Annotated in this window: 19 protein-coding genes; 9 read left to right on the forward strand and 10 right to left on the reverse strand. The window is 69.5% G+C overall.

Annotated features, from left to right (window positions below):
- Positions 1–87 precede the first annotated feature (87 nt).
- From panD to AB0F44_RS08580, 3 genes are read right to left on the reverse strand one after another with little or no spacing between them, the layout of a single operon-like run.
- On the reverse strand, positions 88–513 hold the full coding sequence (gene panD, locus AB0F44_RS08570; protein WP_350660187.1) for an aspartate 1-decarboxylase: 426 nt from the start codon (positions 511–513) through the stop codon (positions 88–90).
- Complete coding sequence (panC, locus tag AB0F44_RS08575; RefSeq protein ID WP_357354500.1) at positions 510–1,376, reverse strand: pantoate--beta-alanine ligase; 867 nt, start codon at positions 1,374–1,376, stop codon at positions 510–512. The genes panD and panC overlap by 4 nt, the downstream gene beginning before the upstream one ends.
- Positions 1,376–2,296, reverse strand: coding sequence for a DUF2520 domain-containing protein (locus AB0F44_RS08580; protein ID WP_357354502.1), 921 nt, complete (start codon positions 2,294–2,296; stop codon positions 1,376–1,378). Before AB0F44_RS08580 ends, panC begins: the two co-directional genes overlap by 1 nt.
- A 300-nt stretch (positions 2,297–2,596) precedes the next feature.
- On the opposite strand from AB0F44_RS08580, the gene AB0F44_RS08585 reads away from it, so the two are divergent.
- From AB0F44_RS08585 to AB0F44_RS08595, 3 genes are read left to right on the forward strand one after another with little or no spacing between them, the layout of a single operon-like run.
- Complete coding sequence (locus tag AB0F44_RS08585; protein ID WP_357354503.1) at positions 2,597–4,012, forward strand: bifunctional cytidylyltransferase/SDR family oxidoreductase; 1,416 nt, start codon at positions 2,597–2,599, stop codon at positions 4,010–4,012.
- A 4-nt stretch (positions 4,013–4,016) separates the two neighbouring features.
- Positions 4,017–5,138, forward strand: coding sequence for an acyltransferase (locus tag AB0F44_RS08590; RefSeq protein WP_357354505.1), 1,122 nt, complete (start codon positions 4,017–4,019; stop codon positions 5,136–5,138).
- A gap of 9 nt (positions 5,139–5,147) precedes the next feature.
- Entirely contained in the window at positions 5,148–6,713 is a 1,566-nt protein-coding gene (locus AB0F44_RS08595) for a class I SAM-dependent methyltransferase (RefSeq protein WP_357354507.1), read from the forward strand.
- Positions 6,714–6,723: 10 nt separating this feature from the next.
- Here AB0F44_RS08595 and AB0F44_RS08600 read toward each other — a convergent pair whose 3' ends face one another.
- Positions 6,724–8,661, reverse strand: a complete 1,938-nt coding sequence (locus AB0F44_RS08600) for a glycosyltransferase (protein ID WP_357354509.1) — start codon at positions 8,659–8,661, stop codon at positions 6,724–6,726.
- Positions 8,662–8,808: 147 nt separating this feature from the next.
- Here AB0F44_RS08600 and AB0F44_RS08605 point away from each other — a divergent pair, with 147 nt between their 5' ends.
- Complete coding sequence (locus AB0F44_RS08605) at positions 8,809–11,154, forward strand: hypothetical protein (protein WP_357354511.1); 2,346 nt, start codon at positions 8,809–8,811, stop codon at positions 11,152–11,154.
- A 90-nt stretch (positions 11,155–11,244) separates the two neighbouring features.
- Here the strand turns inward: AB0F44_RS08605 and AB0F44_RS08610 are convergent, their stop codons facing one another.
- The 5 genes from AB0F44_RS08610 to AB0F44_RS08630 are packed head-to-tail and all read right to left on the reverse strand — an operon-like array spanning position 11,245 to position 17,503.
- Entirely contained in the window at positions 11,245–14,814 is a 3,570-nt protein-coding gene (locus tag AB0F44_RS08610) for a CDP-glycerol glycerophosphotransferase family protein (RefSeq protein WP_357354513.1), read from the reverse strand.
- Between the two features lie 59 nt (positions 14,815–14,873).
- Positions 14,874–15,296: a hypothetical protein gene (locus AB0F44_RS08615; protein WP_357354515.1), complete on the reverse strand. Its 423-nt coding sequence runs from the start codon at positions 15,294–15,296 to the stop codon at positions 14,874–14,876.
- Complete coding sequence (locus tag AB0F44_RS08620; protein ID WP_357354517.1) at positions 15,296–16,042, reverse strand: SDR family NAD(P)-dependent oxidoreductase; 747 nt, start codon at positions 16,040–16,042, stop codon at positions 15,296–15,298. Before AB0F44_RS08620 ends, AB0F44_RS08615 begins: the two co-directional genes overlap by 1 nt.
- Complete coding sequence (locus AB0F44_RS08625; RefSeq protein WP_357354519.1) at positions 16,035–17,255, reverse strand: AMP-binding protein; 1,221 nt, start codon at positions 17,253–17,255, stop codon at positions 16,035–16,037. The genes AB0F44_RS08620 and AB0F44_RS08625 overlap by 8 nt, the downstream gene beginning before the upstream one ends.
- Positions 17,252–17,503 carry an acyl carrier protein gene (locus AB0F44_RS08630; RefSeq protein ID WP_165109426.1) on the reverse strand — a complete coding sequence of 84 codons (252 nt, stop codon included), beginning with the start codon at positions 17,501–17,503 and terminating at the stop codon, positions 17,252–17,254. Before AB0F44_RS08630 ends, AB0F44_RS08625 begins: the two co-directional genes overlap by 4 nt.
- Positions 17,504–17,555: 52 nt before the next feature.
- On the opposite strand from AB0F44_RS08630, the gene AB0F44_RS08635 reads away from it, so the two are divergent.
- Together AB0F44_RS08635 and pseI are read left to right on the forward strand one after the other, a co-directional pair.
- On the forward strand, positions 17,556–18,092 hold the full coding sequence (locus AB0F44_RS08635; protein WP_357354521.1) for a GNAT family N-acetyltransferase: 537 nt from the start codon (positions 17,556–17,558) through the stop codon (positions 18,090–18,092).
- On the forward strand, positions 18,092–19,147 hold the full coding sequence (pseI, locus tag AB0F44_RS08640; RefSeq protein WP_357354523.1) for a pseudaminic acid synthase: 1,056 nt from the start codon (positions 18,092–18,094) through the stop codon (positions 19,145–19,147). Before AB0F44_RS08635 ends, pseI begins: the two co-directional genes overlap by 1 nt.
- Here pseI and AB0F44_RS08645 read toward each other — a convergent pair.
- Positions 19,144–20,199 carry a spore coat protein gene (locus AB0F44_RS08645; protein ID WP_357354525.1) on the reverse strand — a complete coding sequence of 352 codons (1,056 nt, stop codon included), beginning with the start codon at positions 20,197–20,199 and terminating at the stop codon, positions 19,144–19,146. The two genes, pseI and AB0F44_RS08645, sit on opposite strands and share 4 nt — an antisense overlap.
- Positions 20,200–20,310: 111 nt before the next feature.
- Here AB0F44_RS08645 and pseB point away from each other — a divergent pair, with 111 nt between their 5' ends.
- Genes pseB through AB0F44_RS08660 form a run of 3 tightly spaced genes read left to right on the forward strand, consistent with a single transcriptional unit; the run spans position 20,311 to position 23,185 of the window.
- Positions 20,311–21,345, forward strand: coding sequence for a UDP-N-acetylglucosamine 4,6-dehydratase (inverting) (pseB, locus tag AB0F44_RS08650; RefSeq protein WP_357354527.1), 1,035 nt, complete (start codon positions 20,311–20,313; stop codon positions 21,343–21,345).
- Positions 21,345–22,466 (forward strand): aminotransferase class I/II-fold pyridoxal phosphate-dependent enzyme, encoded by a 1,122-nt coding sequence (locus tag AB0F44_RS08655; RefSeq protein ID WP_357354529.1) that lies wholly within the window; start codon positions 21,345–21,347, stop codon positions 22,464–22,466. Before pseB ends, AB0F44_RS08655 begins: the two co-directional genes overlap by 1 nt.
- Positions 22,463–23,185 carry a glycosyltransferase family protein gene (locus AB0F44_RS08660; RefSeq protein ID WP_357354531.1) on the forward strand — a complete coding sequence of 241 codons (723 nt, stop codon included), beginning with the start codon at positions 22,463–22,465 and terminating at the stop codon, positions 23,183–23,185. The genes AB0F44_RS08655 and AB0F44_RS08660 overlap by 4 nt, the downstream gene beginning before the upstream one ends.
- Positions 23,186–23,195 lie beyond the last annotated feature (10 nt).

Below are 23,195 nucleotides of genomic sequence, written 5' to 3' on the forward strand. Positions count from 1 at the left end.
CCCCTCCGTCGAGGAGAGGAAAGCATACGGAGGCGACAGCATGATGATCTCGTCTGTCGCTCGCTGGCGCTCGCTCATGCCCGCACGCTACTGCGTGAGAACGAGCGGTCCACGCATCTGGTCGGTCCCTGGAACCGGCTCGCTCCTGTCGGAGCCGAGCGCGATGATGTGGTTGGCCTCGTCGACGTGCACGACGTGCGGCTCGAAGGCGCGGGCTTCCTCGGTGCTCATCTGTGCGTACGCGATGAGGATGACCAGGTCGCCGGGGTGGACCAGGTGGGCGGCGGCGCCGTTGATACCGAGTACGCCGCTGCCGCGCTCGCCCGCGATCGTGTAGGTCTCGAGGCGGGCACCGTTGGTGATGTCGACGATGGAGACCAGCTCGCCGGGGAGGATGTCCGCGGCGTCGAGGAGGTCGGCGTCGACGGTGACCGAGCCGACGTAGTGGAGGTCTGCCTGGGTGACCGTGGCGCGGTGGATCTTGCCGGTCATCATGGTGCGCAGACGAGTCATCGGGATGCTCCGATCGTGAGGCTCATGTTGTCGATGAGTCGGGTGGTGCCGAGGCGGGCAGCGACGAGGATCCGGGCTTCGGTGGCCGGCTCCGGGTTGGCGGACAGCTCTCCGAGCGCAGGGTCCGTGACCACGAGGTAGTCCAGGTCGACCCCCTTCGCCCGGCGCAGCTCGGCGCGGGCCGCCTGGAGGGCAGCCTCGACTCCGTGGGTGGCCTCGCGCTGCGCGGCGTAGAGCGCCCGCGACAGCGTCGTCGCTTCCTCCCGCTGCTCGGGCGAGAGGTAGCGGTTGCGCGAGGAGAGGGCGAGGCCGTCGGGCTCGCGCTGGGTCGGCGCGCCGACGACGTCGACGCCGAGGCACAGGTCGGCCGACATCCGGCGGATCAGCGCAAGCTGCTGGTAGTCCTTCTGGCCGAAGACGGCGACATCGGGCTTGACCAGCCCGAACAGCTTCGCGACGACGGTGAGTACGCCGCCGAAGTGGCCCGGCCGGGTCTTGCCCTCGAGCACGTCACCGAGCTCGCCGGGGGCCACGGTCACCTGCGGCAGCCCGCCGGGATAGACCTCGTCCACCGACGGCGCGAAGACGACGTCGACGCCCTCACGCTCGCAGACCTCCAGGTCCGCCTCGAGCGTGCGCGGGTAGCGGTCGAGGTCCTCCCCCGCGCCGAACTGCAGCGGGTTGACGAAGATCGACACGACGACGGGGCCACCGCCGACCCGCTCGCGGGCGACGCGCATCAGCGACGCGTGGCCCTCGTGGAGGGCGCCCATCGTGGGCACGAACCCGACGAGAGTGCCCTCACGACGGGCGGGGTCGAGGAGCTTCGCGAGCTCTTCGCGGGAGGAGGCGACTTCGCTCATCACTGGTTCCAGGTGTGGATCGGACGCTGGAGGGGCTGCACCGCAGCACGATCCGCCTCGTCGAGCAGGTTCTTGATCTTGAGCGCCCGGATGGGCAGCAGCCGCCCGTCGGAGACGGCGCGGTCGAGCGTGGCTCGCGCCATGGAGACGTACGACGCCAGGGTCTGCGGAGCGTTGGTGCGGATGTCGTCGAGATGGGCCGCCACCGTGCCGGCGTCGCCGCGGACGATCGGGCCGGTCAGCGCCGCGTCGCCGTGGTCCAGGGCGTTGTCGAGGGCGGCCGTCAGCAACGGCCGCAGGGTGCCCGCGGGGTCGGTGGCGCCGGCGGCGGAGAGGATCTCCATCGCCTCGGTGACCAGGGTGACCAGGTGGTTCGCGCCGTGGGCGAGGCCGGCGTGGTAGAGCGTCCGCATCTCCTCGGGCACCCACATCGGCTTGCCGCCGAGGTCATGGACCAGCGCCTCGGCGAAGGCCCGGTCGGCGGGAGTGGCGGCCGTCAGGCCGAAGACACAGCCGGTGAGCCGGGCCAGGTCGACCGAGGTGCCGGAGAAGGTCATCGCCGGGTGGACGGCCATCACGTGGGCGCCGATCGCGGCGGCCGGCTCGAGGATCGCCAGGCCGTGGCGGCCGGAGGTGTGCGCGACGTACATCCCGGGGCGGATCGCGCCGGCATCCGTCATCGTCTTGACGACGTTGCCGAGCATGTCGTCGGGGACGGTGAGAAGAAGGAGGTCGCACGCGCGAGCGACAGCTGTCGGCTTCTCGACCGGGACCCCCGGGAGAAGAGAGGCGATCCGCGCGCGAGAGGCGTCGGACTCTCCGGCCACAGCCACGATCTCGTGACCTGCGGACCGCAGCGCTGCTGCAAGGACGGCCCCGACGCGACCCGCGCCGACGACGCCCACCCTGAGTGGGTTCATGGTTGTAGACCTTTCGTTCCAGTCCCTCCGACCACTCCCCTTGTGAGCGGAGCCGGGATGGGTACCAGACGTTGTGCCTGTCTCCTCGGCCACCGTGACCGAGACGAAACAAAGGTACGCCGCCCGACACTCATCCGAAACACCACAGTGCCGTGACTGCGATCACACCAGCGCGCGGCCTCCGCGGATCACACGCCGAACCAACGGCTCGGTATCACCTCGCACCCAGCATTGGAGTCCTTCCCGCGCATCGTGGAAGAATCCACGGCTCCTCGTCATCTATCAAAGGGTCAGAGTTCAGTGCTTCGTAACGTTGCCGTGCTGCTTGCCGGCGGTGTGGGCTCCCGTGTGGGTCTCGACATCCCGAAGCAGCTCATCAAGATCGCAGGGATGCCGATCATGGAGCACACCCTCGGCGTGCTCGACCGCCACCCCCAGATCGACGAGATCATCATCTTGATGGCTCCCGGCCACCTCGACGCCGTGCACGCGATGACCCGCGACGGCCGCTACCCGAAGGTCTCCAAGATCCTCGAGGGCGCCGACACCCGCAACGAGACGACCAAGCGCGCCCTGGCCGCCCTCCCCGAGGGCGAGGACTGCAACGTCCTCCTCCACGACGCCGTACGTCCGCTGCTCAGCGAGGACGTGATCACCGACTGCTTCAAGGCGCTGGTGACCTACGAGGCCGTCGACGTGGCCATCCCGTCCGCGGACACGATCATCGAGCTCAACGACGACAACACCATCTCGCAGATCCCGGACCGCTCGCGGCTGCGCCGCGGCCAGACCCCGCAGGCCTTCCTCGCCTCGACCCTGAAGCGGGCCTACGAGATCGCCGACCAGGACCCTGAGTTCCGGGCGACCGACGACTGCAGCGTGGTGCTGAAGTACCTGCCCGACACCAAGATCTGGGTGGTCGACGGTCACGAGCAGAACATGAAGGTCACCGAGCCGATCGACGTCTACATCGCCGACAAGCTCTTCCAGCTCACCGCCCACCAGCAGTTCCCGCAGAAGGACGAGGCCGACTACCGGGCCGCCCTCGAGGGCAAGAACATGGTCGTCTTCGGTGGCAGCTACGGCATCGGCGCCGACATCGCGGAGCTGGCCGAGTCCTACGGCGCCAACGTCGCCTCCTACAGCCGCTCGGCCACCAGCACCGACGTCGCCAAGCGGGCCGACATCGTCGCCGCGGCCGCCGACGCCGGCAAGCGCTTCGGCTCGATCGACTACGTGGTCAACACCGCTGGTGTGCTGCCGCGCGGCGAGCTCGCCACCGTCTCGGAGGAGACGATCTACAACGCGACCGAGATCAACTACATCGCGCCGGTCCTGATCGCGCAGGAGTTCTTCCCCTACCTCGCCCGGGCGAAGGGCTCGCTCCTCTTCTTCACCTCGAGCTCCTACACCCGCGGTCGCCGCGGCTACGCGCTCTACTCCTCGGCGAAGGCGGCCACCGTCAACCTGACCCAGGCCCTCGCCGACGAGTGGGCCGACCAGGGCGTACGCGTCAACGCGATCAACCCCGAGCGCACCGGCACCCCGATGCGCACCAAGGCGTTCGGCCAGGAGCCGTCCCACACGCTCCTGGAGTCGAAGGCGGTCGCCCGGGCGTCGCTGGACACCCTGATCGCGTCGAGCACCGGCCACGTCATCGACCTGCGCCGCATCGACCCGATCCAGGAGGCCCTGGACGCTGCGGCGGGGAACTGACCCGATGACCAGCACCCCGACCGCGCCCGCGGACACGGCCCCTGCCCCCGAGCCCAAGAAGAAGGCCGTACGCCGCTCCCGGCTCGGCGCGCTCGACGCGCTCCGGTTCATCGCGGCAGCCGTCGTCGTGGGCTACCACCTGACCGGCATCGCGACCCCTTACTGGGGTATCGACCCCCGGGAGGTCTTCCCGACGCTCAACCACGTCACCCGCTACGGCTACCTCGGCGTGGAGCTCTTCTTCATCATCAGCGGCTTCGTGATCCTGATGACCGCATGGGGTCGTGACCTGCCCCGTTTCGTCTCGTCCCGAGTCGCCCGGCTGTTCCCGGCCTACTGGGTCGCCGTCATCATCACGCTGATCCTCCAGGCGTACTGGAAAGGCGGCCGCGACCAGGGGTTCGTCGGCGGCCTGATCAACATGACGATGACCCAGGACGCCTGGGACGTACTCAGTGCCCAGGGTGCCTTCTGGACGCTCTGGATCGAGCTCAAGTTCTACCTGCTGATCGGGGTCTTCCTGCTCGTCGGAATCACCAAGCAGCGAGTGATCGCGGTCGTCTTCCTGTGGCCGCTGCTCGCCCAGATCGCCCGCGCGACCGACTCCGGCATGCTCAACTCGCTCCTGTTCGCCGAGTACGCCCCGTTCTTCGCGATGGGCATGGCGCTCTTCCTCATCTACCGGTTCGGCAACTCGTTCATCGCCTGGCTCGCGGTCGCCTACAACGTGATCCTGGGCATCCGCCAGGCGACCGAGTACGCCGACCGGGCCACCGAGCTCGTCGGCGCCACTGTCTCGCCGGTGATCACCGGCTGGGCGATCGTGGGGTTCGCGGCACTCGTCTGGCTGGTCTCGGCCGGCCCGCTGGGCCGCGTGGAGGCGCGCTTCCTGACGACACTCGGGGCACTGACCTACCCGCTCTACCTGATCCACGCGCAGTTCGCGTTCTGGATCATCGACATGTTCCACGGCCGCTACGACGAGTACGTCGTCCTGGCTGCTGCCGTCTCGACCGCCCTCGTGCTGGCCATCGCGCTCCACTACCTCATTGAGCGCCGCCTCCACGACCCGGTGCGCGACGCCGTGTTGCGTGGTTTACGGGAGACTCCGCAGCAAGAGCGCTAATGTCTCTGCATGCTGACTCGAGGCCGGCAGAATCGCGGCGTTGCGGTTCAGCCCCGACACATCAATCCTTCCCGCGTTCGTCTCCGCCAGGAGATGGCACGCTTCGCCAAGGGCACCAAGCGTGGCATGCGTGTCCTGGACGCCGGGGCGGGCCGCTCGCCCTACCGGAAGCTGTTCAAGCACGCCCAGTACGAGGCTGCTGACTTCGCGCAGCTGAGCTCGGCGTACGCACCGCTGGACTACGTCTGCGACATCACCGACATCCCGGTCGATGACGGGCGCTTCGACCGGGTGATCTGCAACCAGGTGCTCGAGCACGTGCCCGAGCCGGAGAAGGCCATCGCCGAGCTCTACCGCGTGCTCAAGCCGGGCGGCCGGATCTTCCTCTCCGCACCCCTCTTCTTCGCCGAGCACCAAAAACCCTACGACTTCTTCCGCTACACCCAGTTCTCGCTGCGGAAGATGTTCGAGGAGACGGGCTTCGAGATCGCCAGGATGAACTGGCTCGAGGGCTACTTCGGGACGGTCGCCTACAGCTATCAGATGATGGCGAAGAACCTCCCTGCGAGCGTCGGTGAGCTCCGCGGACGAGGTCTGCGCTGGAAGCTCGCCTACGTCGCTCCGATCGTGCTCCTCAACCGGAAGCTCGCGGTCCGGCTCAGCCGCCTCTACGCGCGGCTGGAGGTCTCCGGTCGCCGCTTCGAGCGCGGGATGCCGAAGAACTACGTCGTCGTCGCGCGCAAGCCTGCCGACGGGGCGCCGCCCGTGTCGAAGCAGCCCGAGGTCGAGACGAAGACGAAGGCTGCCCCGACCATGGCCGAGCTCCAGGCGGAGGTCGAGCGGCTGCGGACGGAGACCGTACGCACCCGCGAGTCCGTGCGCGACCCGCTGGTCGACCTCCCGCTCACTGCCGAGGTCCGCACCGTCCTCGACGGCGTCCGCGCCGAGCACCTCACCTACCTCAAGCCCGAGAACCTGCAGGTGCTCGCCCGTCAGGTGCTGGACGCCGACCTGCAGGACCGGCCCGGCCTGATCATCGAGACCGGGGCGGCGCTCGGTGGCTCCGCGATCGTGATGGCGGCGGCGAAGGACCCGAAGCGGCCGATGAGGGTCTACGACGTCTTCGGGATGATCCCGGAGCCGTCCGAGCGCGACGGCGACGACGTGCACAAGCGCTACCAGAAGATCGTCAGCGGCACGTCGAAGGGCATCGGCGGGGAGACCTACTACGGCTATCGCGACAACCTCTACGACGAGGTGAGCGACTCATTCACCCGGCACGGGATCGATCCGGCGGAGCACAACGTCGAACTGGTGCAGGGCCTGTTCCAGGACACGCTGAAGATCGACGAGCCGGTCGCCTTCGCCCACCTCGACGGCGACTGGTACGAGTCGACGATGACCTGCTTGGAGCGGATCGCCCCCCACCTGGTCGTCGGGGGACGGATCGTGCTCGACGACTACTTCCACTACAGCGGGTGCCGTGACGCTGTCGACGAGTACTTCAAGGACCGTCCCGGCTTCCGGCTGGAGCGGCGTACGAAGCTCCACGTCGTCCGCACCGCCGGAGCGTGACGCCCGCCGGTCAGCGCCGCTGCAGGTGAAGCACGTCGTTCGGACCGAACGACACCTCGAAGTTCGGGCGTACGTGGCGGGGCCGGCCCAGCGTGGTCTGCCAGTTCCAGTTGTGGACGGTGAACCGGAGCCGCAGGTCGAGGTTGCGCGCGTCCTCGGAGAACTCCTCGAAGACCTCCGCGAGGTCGAACCTGGAGGCGAGCCGGAACTCGCCCCTGCCCTCAGGTGAGACCTCGAGCGGCAGCGCGGCCACCTCGCCGGTGTCGTTGCAGACGGCGTCGAGGGTGACGATGCGATCCGCCATCACGCCCTTCGGCCACTCGCCCATCACGGTGAGCATGGCGTCGAAGCGGAGCATACGAGAGTCACGGAAGGCAGCGGAGCTCGCCTGAGTACGTCCCAGCCGGCTGGCCGGACCCGGCAGCCGGGTCGCGACGCCCTCGGGCATCGGCCGCGCCCAGCCGAGGGCGTGGACGTCGAGCCGGGCACGGGCCTTCTCGATCCGGCCCGGCCGCTGCGCGACGGCGCCCTCGAAGGCGACCCGCCAGTCGTCGAGGAACGCGCGCCAGTCGTGCTTGCTCGCCTTCTCCAGGGCCTTGCGGGACATCTCGGCCACCTTGTCGGGGGCGTCGATCATCTGGATGCAGCGCTCGGCGACCGCGTCCATGTCCTCGGCCTCGACGATGTAGCCGTCGACGCCATCGCTGATCTGCTCGCGCGGACCGTAGTTGATGTCGTAGCTGATCACCGGGCAGCCGAAGGAGAGCGACTCGAGGGTCGCCAGCGGGTAGCCCTCGTTGACGCTGGTCATGATGAAGCCGGTGGCGTGCAGCAGCGCTTCCTTGGCTCGCGGGTCGTGACCCATGAGCTGGACGTTCTTGCCGACGTCGAGAGTCTCGATCAGGTCGGCGAGCGGCTTGTAGAGCTTGCCGTCGCCGTAGATCTGGAACTTGGCCTCGGGCCGCTTCTCGATCACCTTCGCGAACGCCTTGATGGCGTGCTCGAGGCGCTTCTGCGGCTCGAGCCGGGCCACCGTGACGAACGTCGCCGGCTCCCGCACGGGCATCGTCTCGGGCAGCTCGGGCAGCTCGACCGGGTTGGGCACGACGAACCGGTGCGAGGTCGAGCCGTAGCGCATCGCGATGTGCTCGGACTGACGATGGGTCAGGTTCACCAGCGCGTCGTACTCGTGGATGTTGTCGAGCAGCGGGGCGTACTTGCCCGAGAGCTGGGAGTTCCAGCGCCGCTCCTTCACGACATGGTTGTTGTGCATGAGGTGAAGGAAGTAGAAGCGGTCGTCCTGGCGGGGCATGGCGTCGCGCAGCGCGAACCGGGAGTCGGTCACGAAGAAGACCCGCTCGGCGTCGCCGGCGAGCAGCTCGAGCCAGTGCCACAGCCAGCCGCCCAGGGTCTCCCACGACCGGATCGGGCGCCCCTCGGCGTCGGTGAGGATGTAAGGCACCCGGGAAGCGGCCGGAGCACCCGGGCCCGGCGCCCGCAGGTAGATCGACCCGTCGGCGCGACGGTAGTCGCGCGCCAGGTCCTTCCCGGACTGCGAGTGGGCGGTGTAGTAGACGGTGCCGTCGGGGTGGAGTACGTCCGAGATGGTCGTGCCGGCCACCTCACCCAGCTGGCCACCGAGCGCGTCCACGGACTCGTCCGGCGCGTCGGTCGGGGTGTTCAGCCGGTACCACTCGTAGAGGTTGAGGAGGTCCATGCCCTCGACCAGCTGGCCCGATTCGCGCAGCGCCTCGCGCACCTCGTCGTAGACGGGCTTCGACTCGGTCGTCAGCAGCGTGGTCGGGATCCCGGTGTGCTGGGTGATCAGGCGGTTGCGCATGATCATCGCCCGCGTCTGTCCACCGAACTTGGTCGCGATCTCGTTGCACATCGTGAGGTAACGGCCCTCGGGGAACGCGACCTGCTCGTGGGGGTTGGGGATCGGCATGCGCAGAGATTAGTCGGCGTCTTTGGGGATTGCCGATTCTTCGGGCAGGATATCCGGCCTGGATCATAGGGGGAAACGTGTGAACGGACCGCGAACATCGCGGCTCCGCCCGACGACACTGCGTCGAACCATCAATGAAGGAGTCCCATGGCCAGCCCAGCTCGACGACTCGCTCGCCAGCTGCTTCCCGAGCGCCTGCGTCAGAGTCTGACTGCTCGCGTCCCGTCCATCTCGGAGGGCGCGTCGCAGGACTCTAAGCCGGCGCCGATCTCCATCGAGGTCGAGCCGCTCGTCGTCGCCGCTGATCTCGAGGGTGCTGTCAACGCCGCCGGTGGCGGCTTCTACGAGCGCGCCTGGGCCCTCTTCCAGGGCATCCCGGTGGAGACGTGGGCCGCCAAGGCCGCCGACGAGTACGTCATGTCCGGCCTCCACGTCGACCCCGACGCGACCCGCGCCACCCTGCGCGAGCTCGCCGAGTCCGGCGCTTCGTACGTCTCGGGCCGCGCGTGGCTCGCGATGACCAGCCGCGTCTTCGGCTTCGGCGACCAGGAGCTGGCCCGCAGCCTCTACGCCCGGCTCGACGAGGCCGTCGGCGACGGCACCAACGGCGACACCAAGTGGGTCGTCGAGAGCCGTGACTGGCTGCGCCCGTGGGTGGCGGCCGGCAACGACGAGCCCGAGGGCCCGGCCGTGCCGGAGGGCACCGTCTCCTACGCCGTCGTCGACTACGGCCACCCCGGCCGCTCGCGCGCCTCGGCCAACATCGGCGACCACGTCCAGACCGTCGCTTCCCTCGGTCACGTGGTGCGCCACAAGGACCTGGAGTTCACCGGCGAGTCCGAGCTCGACGACATGGCCAACCGGCTGCGTGAGCGGGTCCGCCCCGAGCGCGTCCGCGAGGGCCTGTCCGCCAAGGTCCAGCTGATGACCCTGCAGCGCGACGCGTCGATGTACCAGCCTGTCCCGAAGGACACCTGGATGCTCGGCTTCGGGTGGTACATGCACCCGATCTTCGAGATGCGCTACGGGATGCCGTTCCACAAGAACCTGCGCCCGATCTTCGTCTCGTTCCACTGCAGCACCCGCGCCATGATGACCGACGAGACGATCGAGTACCTCAAGAAGTACGCCCCGATCGGCTGCCGCGACTGGACGACCGTCGACATCCTGCTCTCCGTCGGCGTGCCCGCCTTCTTCTCGGGCTGCCTCACGACCACGGTCTCGACGGTCTTCCCCGATGCGGAGGAGCTCCCCGGCCCGGACGCTCCCATCGGCTACGTCGACGTCTTCGACGGCTCCATCCCCGAGGGCGCCCCGACCTACGCCCAGGGCGGCCTCGACGAGGTCCGGTTCCGCCCGTTCGTGCAGAACATCGACGACGCGATCACGATGCTCGAGGGCTACCGTCGCGACCACCAGAAGCTGGTCACCAGCCGTCTGCACTGCTACCTGCCGGGTCGCAGCATCGGCATCGACATCGACTTCCGCCCGAAGAACCTCTCCGACCCGCGCTTCGCCGGCCTCAACCCGCTCACCCCCGCCGAGTTCGACGGCATCCGGGAGAGCATGAACGACCGGCTCGAGACGATCCTCACCAAGATCTTCTCCGGCGCCAGCGTCGAGGAGGTCTACACGCTGTGGCGCGAGATGAACGCCGCCGAGGTCGAGATCGCCCGTGAGCGCCGCGCCGGCGCCCGCAAGGTGGGCGAGCTGGTCAGCTCGATCGCCGAGGACGTACGCAGCAACCCGGTCAACACCCCGGAGCAGGTCCCGGCCGACGCGATCCACGTCGCCGTCTCGGCCCGACCGAAGCAGCGCCCGAAGCTGCGCCGGCTGATCAAGTCCATCGCCGCCTACTCCTCCCGTCCGGTCCACCTGTGGGTCCAGACCGGTGGCGCCGACCTGCGGCTCGACGAGCTCGCTCGGCCGGGGATCACGCTCAGCGCGCTGGACGTGTCCGGCTTCGACGGCATCAAGCAGCCCGACGGCAGCACCCTCCCGATCGGCCAGGTCGAGCGGCTCGTGGTCGCCGACCTGCTCCCCGACGTCGACAAGCTCGTCATCCTCCCGGTCTCGGCCGTGCTGACCGAGGACATCGCCGGGCTCGCCGACACCGATCTGGAGGGCAACCTGCTGGCTGCCACCGACGTCGTCGGCACCCGCGCGGTCAGCGGTTTCCAGCAGATCCACGCCGCCGCCAACAAGCAGGCCGAGCGCACCACCGAGGCGGCCGAGCTGCGTCGTGACGGCCACCAGCGGCACGCCTTCGACTTCGACGCCTTCGACATCGAGGTGCTCGTCCTCGACGCCGCTCAGTGGCGCACTCAGGACCTGCTCACCTCGCTCGCGCCCTATGTCGAGACGTACGGGATGACCTACCGCAACGTGCTCCTCCTCGAGGTCGGCCCGCACCGCGCGGTCCTGCCGGAGCGCTGGAACGCGATCCCCGGCAAGACCGCCGTGGCCAAGCCGGCTCTCGCCCGGATGCCGTGATCCTGAGCTAGATCTCTGGGGCTTTGAGGCCCTAGAAAGCAGCGATGGCGCGCCCCGCAAGGGGACGCGCCATCGCTGCTTTTGTGACCGTCAGGGCTTGTCGAAGCTGGGCTTGTCGAAGAAGGCCTCGACGACCCGCTCGGTCGCCTTTCCGTCCTGGGTGTACTGGTACTTGGCGTTGAACGCGGCGATCTGGTCGCGGTGCTCGGCCTCGAGCCGGTCCAGGTCGGACAGGGCCGCGACGACCTCCTCGGCGGTGTCGAGCATCGGCCCAGGGGCGGTGTCGGCGTAGTCGTAGAGGAAGCCGCGGATGCCGCCGGTGTAGTCGGACAGGTCCGGCACCAAGAACACCATCGGCCGTCCGGTGAGGGCGAAGTCGAAGCGCAGGCTGGAGTAGTCGAGCACCGCGGCGTCGGAGGCCAGGATCAGGTCGTTGATCTCCGGGTAGTCGGTGACGTCGATGATCCGGGCGGTGCGCTCGCTGCGCTCGCTCCCCTTGGAGTTGAACCGGTGACCGCGCAGCAGGATGACGTACTCGTCGCCCAGCGCCTCGCTGGCCGCGACCACGTCGAGGTGCTCGACCATCTTCGCCGAGCGGTAGTTGAGCGCCAGGTGGTCCCGCCAGGTCGGGGCGTAGAGGACGACCTTCTGGTGGGAGCCGATGCCGAGCAGGTTGCGCGTACGCTCGCGGTCCTCCGCCGCCGACGGGAGGACCAGCGCGTCGTCGCGCGGGTAGCCCTCGCTGTGGATCGGGCCGTCGTAGGCGTACTCCTCGCGGTAGTAGCGATCCATCTCCGGCGTCGGGGTCAGGATCAGGTCCCAGCCCGCGGTCGTACGGTCGAGCTCGGCCTCGCAGCGCAGCGGCGAGAACATCTTCGCGCGCCACATCCGCAGGCCCATCGACTTGGCGGGGTAGCCGTGGAAGGTCTGCAGGAACCGCTGCCCCTCCCGCTTGCGCCACCAGCGGTCGAAGTCGATGTTCTGCACGAGGTATTTCGCGGTGCCGATGACGCGGTACCACTCCGGGCTCTGCAGCACGACCGGGGTGCCGCCCTCGGGGACGCGGGAGGCGTGGTCGGCGACGCCCCAGTAGAGGGTGAGGTCGGGCCGGGTGCGACGCAGGTGCTCATGGATCGCGAGCTGGGAGTCGGTGGCGGTCGAGCCGGCGTAGGTCGAGAGATAGACCGCGGACTCGTCGAGCGGCTCCTCGGCCGCCAGCACGCGCTCGCGGGCGAGGTTGTGGGCGTAGCTGCCGGCGTGGTCGACGGGGATCGGCGGCTGCAGGGTGACTCCCGGGCCGTTGCCGTTGACCGGACGCAGCCGGACCTCGTCACTGGTCTGGAACTCGGCCTGGTGCTCGAGGAACGCGGTGGTGTGGCGTACGTTGCCGGGGCGCTTGGCCCCGCAGGTGAGCTGGAACTGGTAGATGCCGCTGGGCACGACGGACTCGCCCAGGCCCCACTCGTCCCAGCGCAGCGGGAAGACGACCTCGAACTCGGCGGCGCGGGTGTCGATCTTGACGGTCTCGCTGTGCCGCGAGCCGGAGAGAGTCAGCCGGGCGTGCTTCGGGATCGTGCTGAGCCACTCGCCTCGCACCGTGATCTGGCCCTCGCCGAGCTCTACGCGGTCGATCGCGACGGTGTCGGCCACCTCCATGACCTGGGTGTAGCCGCGGCCGTCTCGCGAGGCCAGCAGGCTGCCGCCTCGTTCGCCGATCCACGGCGTGCCGATCGGGTCGGTCCAGACGATCCTGCCGGAGGTTCCGTCCTGCAGGGTGTCCAGCCGCCAGGCGGCGGGCGCCCCGGGCTCGACGGCACCGTGGGCGGGGAGGGTGAGCGTGACCTTGCCGTCCTTGACGGGCGCCTCGATGCGTACGCCGCCACCGATCGCCCGCACGGCCTGCGGCAGCTCGCCGGCGAGGGTCAGGGAGACGGTGCGGCCGTCGACCTCCGCCTTCTCCAGGGAGGTGGCAGTCGTCGGGACGGCGCGGAAGCTGAGCTGGTCGAGGTAGCGGTCGCAGGCCACGGACAGGCCGGCGGAGGTGTGCACCCGCGGCCGGTAGCGCGTCGCCAGGTTGCCCGCCGGGCCGCGGGTGTCGATCTGGACCTCGCTGGTGGTGCGGACGACGCCGTCGACGCCGATGGTGACCTCGAGGTGCCAGCGCCCGGCGGTGAGCCGGGTGAGGTCGATCTCGGTGCGGCACCCGCCGGCGCGGTAGTCCTGGTACTTGTGACCGATGGTCATGTTGGCCTGCGCGTCATACCGCGGCGTCACGGTCAGGTCGATCGGGTCGGGCAGCGCCGTGTCGGGATCGCTCGCGACGCCGTCCTCGTCGGCGACGGTGACGAAGTCCGGCACCAGGCGGGCCGTGAAGAAGGGGGTCGTCTCGGCGAGGTCGACGAGCTCGATCCGCGCCACCAGGTCGACCACGACCCGGTCGGAGTCGAGAGGACGTACGTCCCGCACCAGCACCCGCGCGGGCGTCTCGTGCTCGTTGAGCGTGGTCACGGCCTCGGGCAGGTCGGTGTCGGGGAAGATCCCGCGCACCTGGCCGCCGACGACCCGCGTGCGGAGGTTGCCGCGCTCGAACCAGCGCGACGCGACGAACGCGGTCAGCTCCTCGCGCTGGTCGGCGATGAGGTAGGTCAGCCGGGCCCGCACCTCGACCGGGAGCTTGAGCCACACCTCCGGGGAGACGTCGCGCTCGATCTCGACGACGAGGTCGCGCAGGGCGGTCCACTGCTCCGCGCTCATCCGCTCGACGTCACCGAGGATGGTGTTGGCGCGGCCGGCGAGCCCGCCGAGCGCCCAGTGGTCACGCAGGTCGGAGGCCAGCTCGCCGATCGCGACCCAGGTCGAGCGGGTCTGCTCGATCCACTCCGCCATCCCGAGGGTCTGGTCGTGGAGCTGCTCGACCGGGGTGCCGTCGGCACGGTCCATGTCCACGCACACCGGCGCGGTGACCACGTCGAAGCGGTTGGCCTTCAGGTAGCCGTCGAACCCGACCGCATCGGCACCACCACGGCCGCCGAAGCTGAAGCCCTGCTGACGCCAGAACGAGGTGCGGAAGAGCCGGTTGCTCACCCCGACATCGCTCAGTGCCTCCGGGAACTCGTCGAGGGTGAGGCCAGAGCGGTTCTCCGCGTGCACGAGGTCGTAGGCCGGCACCACCGGCGGGGAGAGCCGCTGGCGGCTCTCGATGCGACCGACCGCGAGATCGGACCCGCTCTCCTCCAGGGAGGTGGCCAGCGTGCGCATCGCGTTCTGGGTGAGGAGATCGGCGGCGAGCAGGAAGCAGACGTAGGATCCGCGCGCCGCGCGACCACCACGGTCGCGGGCCTCGGCCTGCGTCGCGGAGCTGTCCAGCAGCCGCAGGCGGTAGTCGTCAGGGAGGTCGGCGAGGATCTGGTCGCTCACCACGCTGGCCTCGCCATAGGGTGCGATGAGGATCTCGAGGGTCGTGTGGGTCTGCTCGCGCACGGAGAGGAGCGACTCGGCGAGGTACTGCTTGTCCTGGTCGGTCACCGTCACCACGACCGAGACGAGCGGGCCGCGCTCGTGGCCGAGAACGCGATGCCCGGCGTCACGAGCCAGTCGACGGACGCCTTGAGGCATCCTTCGTTCGGCGCGACGCAAGACGTCGACGATTCCCTGACCCATGCACATTCCCTCTCGGTCCGAGGGCGTCCCGAATGACGCGCCCGCGAATCTGATCGAACTCAGAGGTTACAGGCGAACGAACAGTCTCCCGCACTCCGGCCGATACCCCTCGGGGAACCTTCGCCGTGGAGTGTGCCGATCGACACCACGATGTCACCCGGCAGGTGAACGGTGCTCAGGCACACCTCCGCGCCGAGTCGGTCATCCCGATCAGGGTCGTCGGCCATCAGGTCCACGATGTCGACGACGCCGCGGCCGGTGAGCTTGACGACGCACTCGGCCCGGGTCCATCGCTCCCAGAACCCGTCGGTGCCGAACCGCTTCGCGAGGGCCGCCGGGACCGTACGCTCCACCTCGGCGTCGACCGCCACCGGGACGTCGTAGGAGCCCGCCCAAGCGACCACCCGGCCGTCGTGGAGGTGACTGCGGGCGCGGTATCCGGCGAGCTCGGCATCGCTGCCGACGCGGAGCCGGTCCGACATCAGATCGAGCCGCCTCCGTCGATGACGATCGACTGACCGTTGATGTTGGTCTGCTCGAGCAGCAGCATCCGCACGGTCGGCACGACGTCCTCGGGGGTGGTCATCGCACCCGAGGGCGTACGCCGCGCGATCGACTCGAGCTGGTTCGCACCGAGCACCGCGGACATCTCCGAGGCGAAGAACCCGGGAGCGACCGAGTTGACCAGCACCCGGCCTCCGAGCTCACGGGCCAGCGAGCGGGTCGCCGCGTCGAGACCTCCCTTGGTGGCCGAGTAGGCCACCAGGCCCTGATAGCCACGCTGGCCACAGATCGAGGTCACGTTGACGACCCGGCCCTTCAGGCCCTTGCCGATCAGGCGTCGGAGCACGAACCGGGTCAGCACCAGGGGCGCGGTCAGGTTGGTCTCGATGATCTGCGCGATCCGGTCGGAGGAGGTGTGCACGTGCAGCGAGTCCTGGCCGATCGCGGCGTTGTTGACCAGCCCGTCGATCACACCGAGCGTCGCCTCGACCTCCTTGACGAACGCCTGGGCCGCCTTCTCGTCAGTCACGTCGACCGAGCCGAAGTGGGTGTCCTCGGGGTATTTCGAGGCCAGCGCCTCGAGCTCGGGTGTCACCGTGCGCGCGAAAGCGGCGACCTTCACCCCGCGCTCGAGCAGGTCGGTGACGATGGCGAGGCCGAGGCCGCGCGAAGCGCCGGAGACGAGCACGACGGATACGGGCGGGAAGGATTGCAGATCAGACATCGCTCTTCAGTGTCTCCTTGGCCGGGATCTCGGCAAGCATCTTGATGCGCCGCGGCACGGCGTACTCGGGCAGGCGTTCGGCGGCCCAACGGGTCAGGTCGTCGGCGGTCACGTCCGAGTCGTGGTCGGCGACCACGTCGGCGACGACCATGGTGCCGACCAGCGGCGCCTTCCGGCCGCGTACGGCCGCCCAGGCGATCGCGGGGTGGGACTGCAGCAGGTCGCGTACGGCACCGGCCGACACCTTGGAGCCGCCGACGTTGAGCTCGTCGCGGTCCAGGCGACCGGTGACCAGCACCCGGCCGTCCTCGATGCGGGCGGCATCGCCGGTGCGTACGGCGCCGGCCATCTCGGCGCCCGAGGCGTCGGTGCCGTGGTGCGGCGAGGTGATCACCAGCTCACCGTCGACCACGGCCAGTCGCGGGCGGCCGGGGACGTCGCGGTCCAGCCACTCCTCCGGAAAACCGGCGCGACCGTCGTGGACGACGATCGAGGCGCCCACCTCGGAGGAGGCGTAGATCCAGGAGACGCGCGCGTCCGGAAAGGCCTCACCGAGCTGCGACAGCACGGCCTGGTCGACCGGTTCGCCACCGAGCGTGACTTGCTCGAGCAGGAGCTTCTGCAGCTCGGCGCCGTGGCGCATCAACGTACGCCGCCAGAACGTCGGAGTCCCGGATACGGCGGTGACGCCGTGCTCGAGCGCGGGCGTCACCCAGTCGTCCAGGTCGGCCGGGTCGACGAGAACCAGGTCCTGCCCGGGCACGCCCAGCCCGAGGGTGATCACCTGCCACCACGCGTAGGTGCCGGGCGAGTAGGGGCACAACCAGGTGTGTGGCGCCACCCCGGTCACGGTCGAGAGCGACTCCAGGGTGTGACCGACCCGCTTGGGCCGGCCTGTCGACCCGGACGTGAGCAACCAGACCCGGCCGTCCTCGGCCGGACGGCGGTCGGTCGCCTCCTGGACGTCGTCGCCGGCGACGAGGTCGAACCCCGCGCCGCGCAGCTCCGCAGCAAGGGACTCGTCGAGCCGCCCGGCCGCGACGACGAGCAGCTCGCCGCCGTCCTTCAGGCCGGCGACCGCCGGCAGCGCATCGACGCTGTGCTCCACCACGAAGGCCGTCGGCGCCGACCGCGGGGCTGCGTGCTGGACGAGCTCACCCCAGGTCGCGCGCGTCCCCGTCCGGGCGTCGACGACGAGGTTGTCGGCGATCACTGCCCCTGGATTTCCACGAGCAGGTCGAGCACGTCTCCGATCGTCTCGATCGAGCGAAGTCCGGCCGCCTCGAAGTTGAGCTCGTCACCGATCTCGTCCTCGACCCGGAGCGCGAGCTCGGAGAAGTCGAGAGAGCGGAAGCCGATGTCGGCCAGCTTCGCGGTGTCGTCATCGGGCAGGGTCTTTCCCTGCACGGCCAGCACCTCGCCCATGAGCTTGCGGACCGCCGGTCGGTCAAGAGTCTCCATGGCCTCGGACCATATAACGTGACGGCGCATCCCCTGATGTCCGAGGAGACCAATGTTACGACCGGCGACCGACGCCGACCTGACGAGCATGCTGGCGTGGCGCAACCAGGACGCGAACCGGTCGGTGAGCATCAACCAGCACCTGATCACCGCCGAGGAGCACGCCGCCTGGTGGTCCCGGGCCAGCCAGGACCCGACCCGGCGGGTGCTCATGTTCGAGTACGCCTCCCGCCCGCTCGGCGTGGTGACCTTCTTCGACCACGATCCCGTCGCCAGGTCGGCCTCCTGGGGGTTCTACCTCGACCATGACGGCACCACCGCCGACGGCACCGCGCTGCTGGCGTGGACCAAGGTGATGCGCGAGGCGGTGGCGTACGCCTTCGCCCCCGAGCCCGACGGTCTCGACATCGACCTCCTCGAGGGCGAGGTGCTCCCCCACAACGAATCCGTACGCGCCATGAACCGCCGGCTCGGGTTCACCGAAGGTGAGCCCTACGAGCAGACCGCAGACGGCGGCGTGGTGACCGCCATCCCGGTCAGCCTGCACCGCGACGATCGACCGACCCGACGTTCTGCCAAGGAGCAGTGATGACCCACCACGAGATCACCGTCGGGGACCGCACGATCGGTCCCGGCCACGAGCCGTTCGTGATCGCGGAGATGTCCGGCAACCACGGGGGCGACCTGGAGCGGGCGCTCGACATCGTGCGCGCGGCGGGCGAGGCCGGAGCACATGCGCTCAAGATCCAGACCTACACCGCCGACACCATCACCCTGGACGTCGACACCCCCGCCTTCCGGCTCTCGGCCGACCACCCGCTGTGGCCCAACCGCCGCCTCCACGAGCTCTACGAGGAGGCGCACACGCCGTGGGAGTGGCACGAGCCGATCTTCTCCCTGGCGAGCGAGCTCGGCATGGTGCCGTTCAGCGCCGCATTCGACCCGACGGCGGTCGACTTCCTGGTCGGGCTCGGCGTCCCGATGCTGAAGTCGGCCTCCTCCGAGATCACCGACCTGCCGCTGGTCCGCGCGATCGCCGAGGCCGGGCTGCCGACGATCATCTCCACCGGCACGGCGACGCTCGCCGAGATCGACGCGGCGGTGCGTACGGCACGAGCGACCGGCAACGAGGACCTCGTCGTGCTGGCCTGCACCGCGTCCTACCCGGCTCCTCCGGAGGCCTCCAACCTCCGCGGGATCCCGGTGCTGCGTGACGGGCTCGACGTCGCCGTCGGCCTCTCCGACCACACGCTCGGCATCGGCGCCTCGGTCGCGGCCGTCGCCCTCGGGGCCTGCGTGATCGAGAAGCACATCACGCTCTCCCGCGCGGATGGTGCCGTCGACTCCGACTTCTCCCTGGAGCCGCACGAGTTCGCCTCGCTGGTCAGCGAGACGAGGATCGCCTGGCAGGCGCTCGGCGAGGCCCGGATCGGACCGAAGTCGGCCGAGCGCGAGGGCCTGCGGTTCCGTCGCTCGCTCTTCGTCACCCGCGACGTGCGTGCCGGGGAGAAGGTCGGACCGGACAACGTACGCTCCGTCCGCCCCGCCGACGGGCTGCCGCCGGGCGACGTCGACATCGTCTTCGGCCGCACGTTCACCAAGGACGCCCCGGCCGGCACACCGCTCAGCTGGGACCTGGTCTAAACGGAATCGCGGTCGAGGGCGAGGAGCGCGTCGGCGACGCGCGTCGGCCCTCGGCCGTCGACCATGGCCCAGCAGGCGGCGCGCAGCCGCTCCCGCAGACGTACGTCTCCCAGCAGCTCACGCATCCGGGCCACGGCATCCTCGGAGTCGCCGTCGAGCTCGGCCAGGGTGGCGATCCCGACGGCCAACTGGTCCTGGTCCATCCGGACGTACGCGTCCTGCTGGTTGTCGGCGACGCAGACGAACCCGACCGCGGCGCCGAGGCAGAAGAGCTCCCAGGCCGAGGTGCCGGCGGCACTGAGCACCACGTCCGTGTCGGCGACGAGCTCGGCCAGGGTGTCGGTCGGCCCGATCACGTGGATGGCCTGCCCCGGCGCCGGCACGATGGCGGCGATCTCCTCGGCCAGCTCAGGGGTCGCGGCGATGGCGGTCAGCTGCACGGCGATCCCCGCTCGCGCGACCAGGCGCACGACGCGTGGTGAGACCCCGAAGGCGTCCGTGCCGCCGAAGAACGCCAGCACCCGCAGGGGGGTGTGCTCATCGGCGGCGGTCTTGGGCGCGCTCGGGCGTTGCCGGACGATCTCGCGTCGCTGCTGGGCGTAGCCGAGCCCACCGAGATGCCTGGACCCTTCGGGGATGGCCCACGCGGAGGCCTCCGCGCCGAGGTTCTGGTCCAGGTAGAGGTCGGCGTCTCGTCCGCGCGGATCGCCGTCGGTGAGCGCCAGCAGCGGCCAGCGCTCCCTCAGGTCGGCGTAGACCGCGGCCGGGAGGAGATAGGAGTCCACGACCACCGACGACGGCTCGAGGCGGGCGAGAACGTCGCAGACGTCGTCCGGTCCCGGCGAGGCGATCTCGATCCCCCGCCGCCGCACCTGCTCCGCTGCCCACGGCACCCGGTCCAGGTCCGCGACCATCACGACACGTACGCCTCGGGCGACGAGCTCCTCCCCGAGGGCCAGGCAGCGCATGACGTGCCCGATCCCGACATCGGGACCGGCATCGCACACCATGGCCACGCAAAGACCTTCGGCCTCGACCGATCCCACGGACATGTATGCGCAACCTCTCGGATTCGTCCGTTTCGGCGGACGGCACGGCATGTGTCACCTTTTGCGCGCCGTGTCGTTGGCGCACCAGTGAGGCCCAGAGTAGAGAGCATCCCTGTGACCGTGCCCAATTCGGACGTTCAAGAGTCCGACGCCCCGATCAACCATCCTCTCGATGGCGCCAGCATCCTGGTCACCGGCGGGACCGGTTCGTTCGGGAAGGCGTTCATCCGCCATCTCCTGGACACCTTCAACCCGCGACGCGTGATCGTCTTCTCGCGCGATGAGCTGAAGCAGTACGAGTGCCGCCAGCTGTTCGGCAACGACCCGAGGCTGCGCTGGTTCATCGGCGACGTACGTGACCGCGACCGTCTGCACCGGGCGCTCCACGGCGTCGACTACGTCGTCCACGCCGCTGCGCTCAAGCAGGTCGACACCGGGGAGTACAACCCCTTCGAGTTCATCAAGACCAACGTCCTGGGTTCGCAGAACGTCGTCGAGGCCTCCATCGACGCCGGCGTCAAGAAGGTCGTCGCCCTCTCGACCGACAAGGCCTCCTCGCCGATCAACCTCTACGGCGCGACCAAGCTGACGGCCGACAAGATCTTCATCCTCGGCAACAACTACGCCTCCTCCTACGAGACCCGGTTCTCCGTGGTGCGCTACGGCAACGTGACCGGCTCGCGCGGTTCGATCATCCCGAAGTGGAAGGCGATGGCCGAGCGCGGCGAGGCTCTCGGCATCACCGACATGCGGTGCACCCGGTTCCTGATCACGCTGCCGCAGGCGGTGCAGATGGTGCTCGACACCTTCGAGATCATGCAGGGCGGCGAGCTGCTCGTCCCGCACATCCCCTCCCACAAGGTCGTCGACCTGGCGGAGGCGGTCGCACCTGGGGCGAAGCTCGTCGACATCGGGCTCCGCCCCGGCGAGAAGCTCCACGAGGAGATGATCAGCCCGGAGGAGGGCCGCCGCGCGGTCAGCATCCGCGACGGGAAGTACTACGTGATCGAGCCCGAGAACCCGCAGTGGGGCTACAAGCCGATCATGGACGCCGTGCCGGTTCCCGACGGCTTCCACTGCGCCTCGGACAAGAACGACATCTGGTACGACGCCGAGGACCTCCGCAAGGTTCTGGAGTCAGGGATCTAGTGCTGCCCTACGGCCGCCAGTCGGTCTCCGAGGAGGACATCGAGGCAGTCACGGCGATCCTGCGCGGCGACTGGCTCACCACCGGGCCGACCGTCGCCGCATTCGAGCAGGCGCTCTCCGACCTGGTCGGTGGGCACCGGGCGGTCACGTGCACCTCCGGCACCGCTGCCCTCCACATCGCCTACGCCGCTGCCGGGGTGGGTGCCGGTGACGAGGTCGTCACCACGCCGATGACGTTCGTCGCGACCGCGTCGGGGGCCTCGCTGCTCGGCGCGAAGGTCGTCTTCGCCGACGTGGAGGAGGACACCGCCCTCCTCGACCCGGCCGCGGTCGACGCGCTCGTCACCGACCGCACCAAGGTGATCGCCGCCGTCGACTACGCGGGCCATCCGGCCGACTACGCCGCGCTGCAGGCGATCGCCGACCGGGTCGGCGCGCCGACCCTCGGCGATGCCGCCCATTCGATCGGCGGCTTCGCCGGCGGGCGCCCGGTCGGAGACCTGGCTGACCTGACCACGCTCTCGTTCTTCCCGACCAAGAACCTCACCACCGCCGAGGGCGGCGCTGTCGTCGCCAAGGACGCGGCCATCGCGCAGCGAGCCCACGAGTTCCACTTCGTGGGGCTGATGCGTGACGCCGACCGGTTCCGGATCAAGGACGAGGGGCCCTGGCACCAGGAGGTCCACGAGTTCGGGCTCAACTACCGGCTCACCGACCTGCAGTGCGCCTTCGGGCTCTCCCAGCTCGCCCGGCTGGCCGGGTTCAAGCAGCGGCGTGCGGAGATCACCGCCCGCTACAACGCCGCGCTCGCCGGCGTCGACGGGCTGCGGCTGCCGGTCCAGCGCGAGGGCGTCGACCCTGCCTGGCACCTCTATCCCGTGCGCATCCTCGAGGACCGCCGGCGCGAGGTCTTCGAGAAGATGCGGGCAGCCGGCATCGGCGTACAGGTCAACTACATCCCGGTCTACTGGCATCCGGTCTACGCGGACCTGGGCTACCAGCGCGGGATGTGCCCGAACGCAGAGGCGTTCTACGCCGAGGAACTCTCCTTGCCGCTCTACCCCGACCTGACCGACGACCAGGTCGACCAGGTCGTCGAGACGCTGATCGGAACCCTGTGAAGACCGCGGTCATCACCCAGGCACGCATGACCAGCACCCGCCTCCCCGGCAAGGTGCTTCGCGAAGCGGGGGGCGTCACCATGCTCGAGCACCACCTCACCCGGCTCACCGCGGCCGGACTCCCGGTGATCGTTGCGACGACCACCAACGTCGACGACGACCCGGTCGTCGTCCTGGCCGACAAGCTCGGCGCCGGGGTGGTACGTGGCAGCGAGCCGGACGTGCTGTCGCGCTTCGCGCTGGCGGTGCGGGAGTTCGAGCCCGATGTCGTCGTCCGGGTGACCAGCGACTGCCCCTTGATCGACGGCGAGGTCGTACGCCGCGGCATCGACGCCTGGGCCGCCGCCGACGATCCCGCGCTCTATGCCAGCAACGCCTTGGAACGCACCTACCCGCGAGGGCTCGACTTCGAGGTCTTCTCAGCGGCGGCGCTGCTCGAGGCCGACCGGCTCGCGACCGAGACGCCCCACCGCGAGCACGTCACCCCGTGGCTCTACACCGACGACACCCGGCCCAAGCTCAACCTGCCGTGGGAGCGGGACGCCTCGGCGTACCGGATCACCCTCGACACCCCCGAGGACATGCGGCTCCTGCAGATCCTCATCGAGGACCACGACGCTCACCGTCTCGACACCAATGGCCTCGTCTCCCTCCTGGAGAGCCATCCCGAGCTGGTCGAGATCAACGCTCAGATCGAGCAGAAGAAGCTCGGCCAATAAGCCCCGGCCG

Source organism: Nocardioides sp. NPDC023903 (assembly GCF_040639295.1).
Taxonomy (GTDB): Bacteria; Actinomycetota; Actinomycetes; order Propionibacteriales; family Nocardioidaceae; genus Nocardioides.

Excerpts from the sequence above, each read along its gene's own strand:
- AB0F44_RS08600 (WP_357354509.1), bottom strand. The coding sequence starts at position 8,661 with ATGCCGATCCCCAACCCCCACGAGCAGGTCGCGTTCCCCGAGGGCCGT.
- AB0F44_RS08580 (WP_357354502.1), bottom strand. The coding sequence starts at position 2,296 with ATGAACCCACTCAGGGTGGGCGTCGTCGGCGCGGGTCGCGTCGGGGCC.
- AB0F44_RS08605 (WP_357354511.1), top strand. The coding sequence starts at position 8,809 with ATGGCCAGCCCAGCTCGACGACTCGCTCGCCAGCTGCTTCCCGAGCGC.
- AB0F44_RS08635 (WP_357354521.1), top strand. The coding sequence starts at position 17,556 with ATGTTACGACCGGCGACCGACGCCGACCTGACGAGCATGCTGGCGTGG.
- AB0F44_RS08595 (WP_357354507.1), top strand. The coding sequence starts at position 5,148 with ATGCTGACTCGAGGCCGGCAGAATCGCGGCGTTGCGGTTCAGCCCCGA.
- panD (WP_350660187.1), bottom strand. The coding sequence starts at position 513 with ATGACTCGTCTGCGCACCATGATGACCGGCAAGATCCACCGCGCCACG.
- AB0F44_RS08590 (WP_357354505.1), top strand. The coding sequence starts at position 4,017 with ATGACCAGCACCCCGACCGCGCCCGCGGACACGGCCCCTGCCCCCGAG.
- panC (WP_357354500.1), bottom strand. The coding sequence starts at position 1,376 with ATGAGCGAAGTCGCCTCCTCCCGCGAAGAGCTCGCGAAGCTCCTCGAC.
- AB0F44_RS08610 (WP_357354513.1), bottom strand. The coding sequence starts at position 14,814 with ATGGGTCAGGGAATCGTCGACGTCTTGCGTCGCGCCGAACGAAGGATG.
- AB0F44_RS08615 (WP_357354515.1), bottom strand. The coding sequence starts at position 15,296 with ATGTCGGACCGGCTCCGCGTCGGCAGCGATGCCGAGCTCGCCGGATAC.
- AB0F44_RS08620 (WP_357354517.1), bottom strand. The coding sequence starts at position 16,042 with ATGTCTGATCTGCAATCCTTCCCGCCCGTATCCGTCGTGCTCGTCTCC.
- AB0F44_RS08645 (WP_357354525.1), bottom strand. The coding sequence starts at position 20,199 with ATGTCCGTGGGATCGGTCGAGGCCGAAGGTCTTTGCGTGGCCATGGTG.
- pseI (WP_357354523.1), top strand. The coding sequence starts at position 18,092 with ATGACCCACCACGAGATCACCGTCGGGGACCGCACGATCGGTCCCGGC.
- AB0F44_RS08630 (WP_165109426.1), bottom strand. The coding sequence starts at position 17,503 with ATGGAGACTCTTGACCGACCGGCGGTCCGCAAGCTCATGGGCGAGGTG.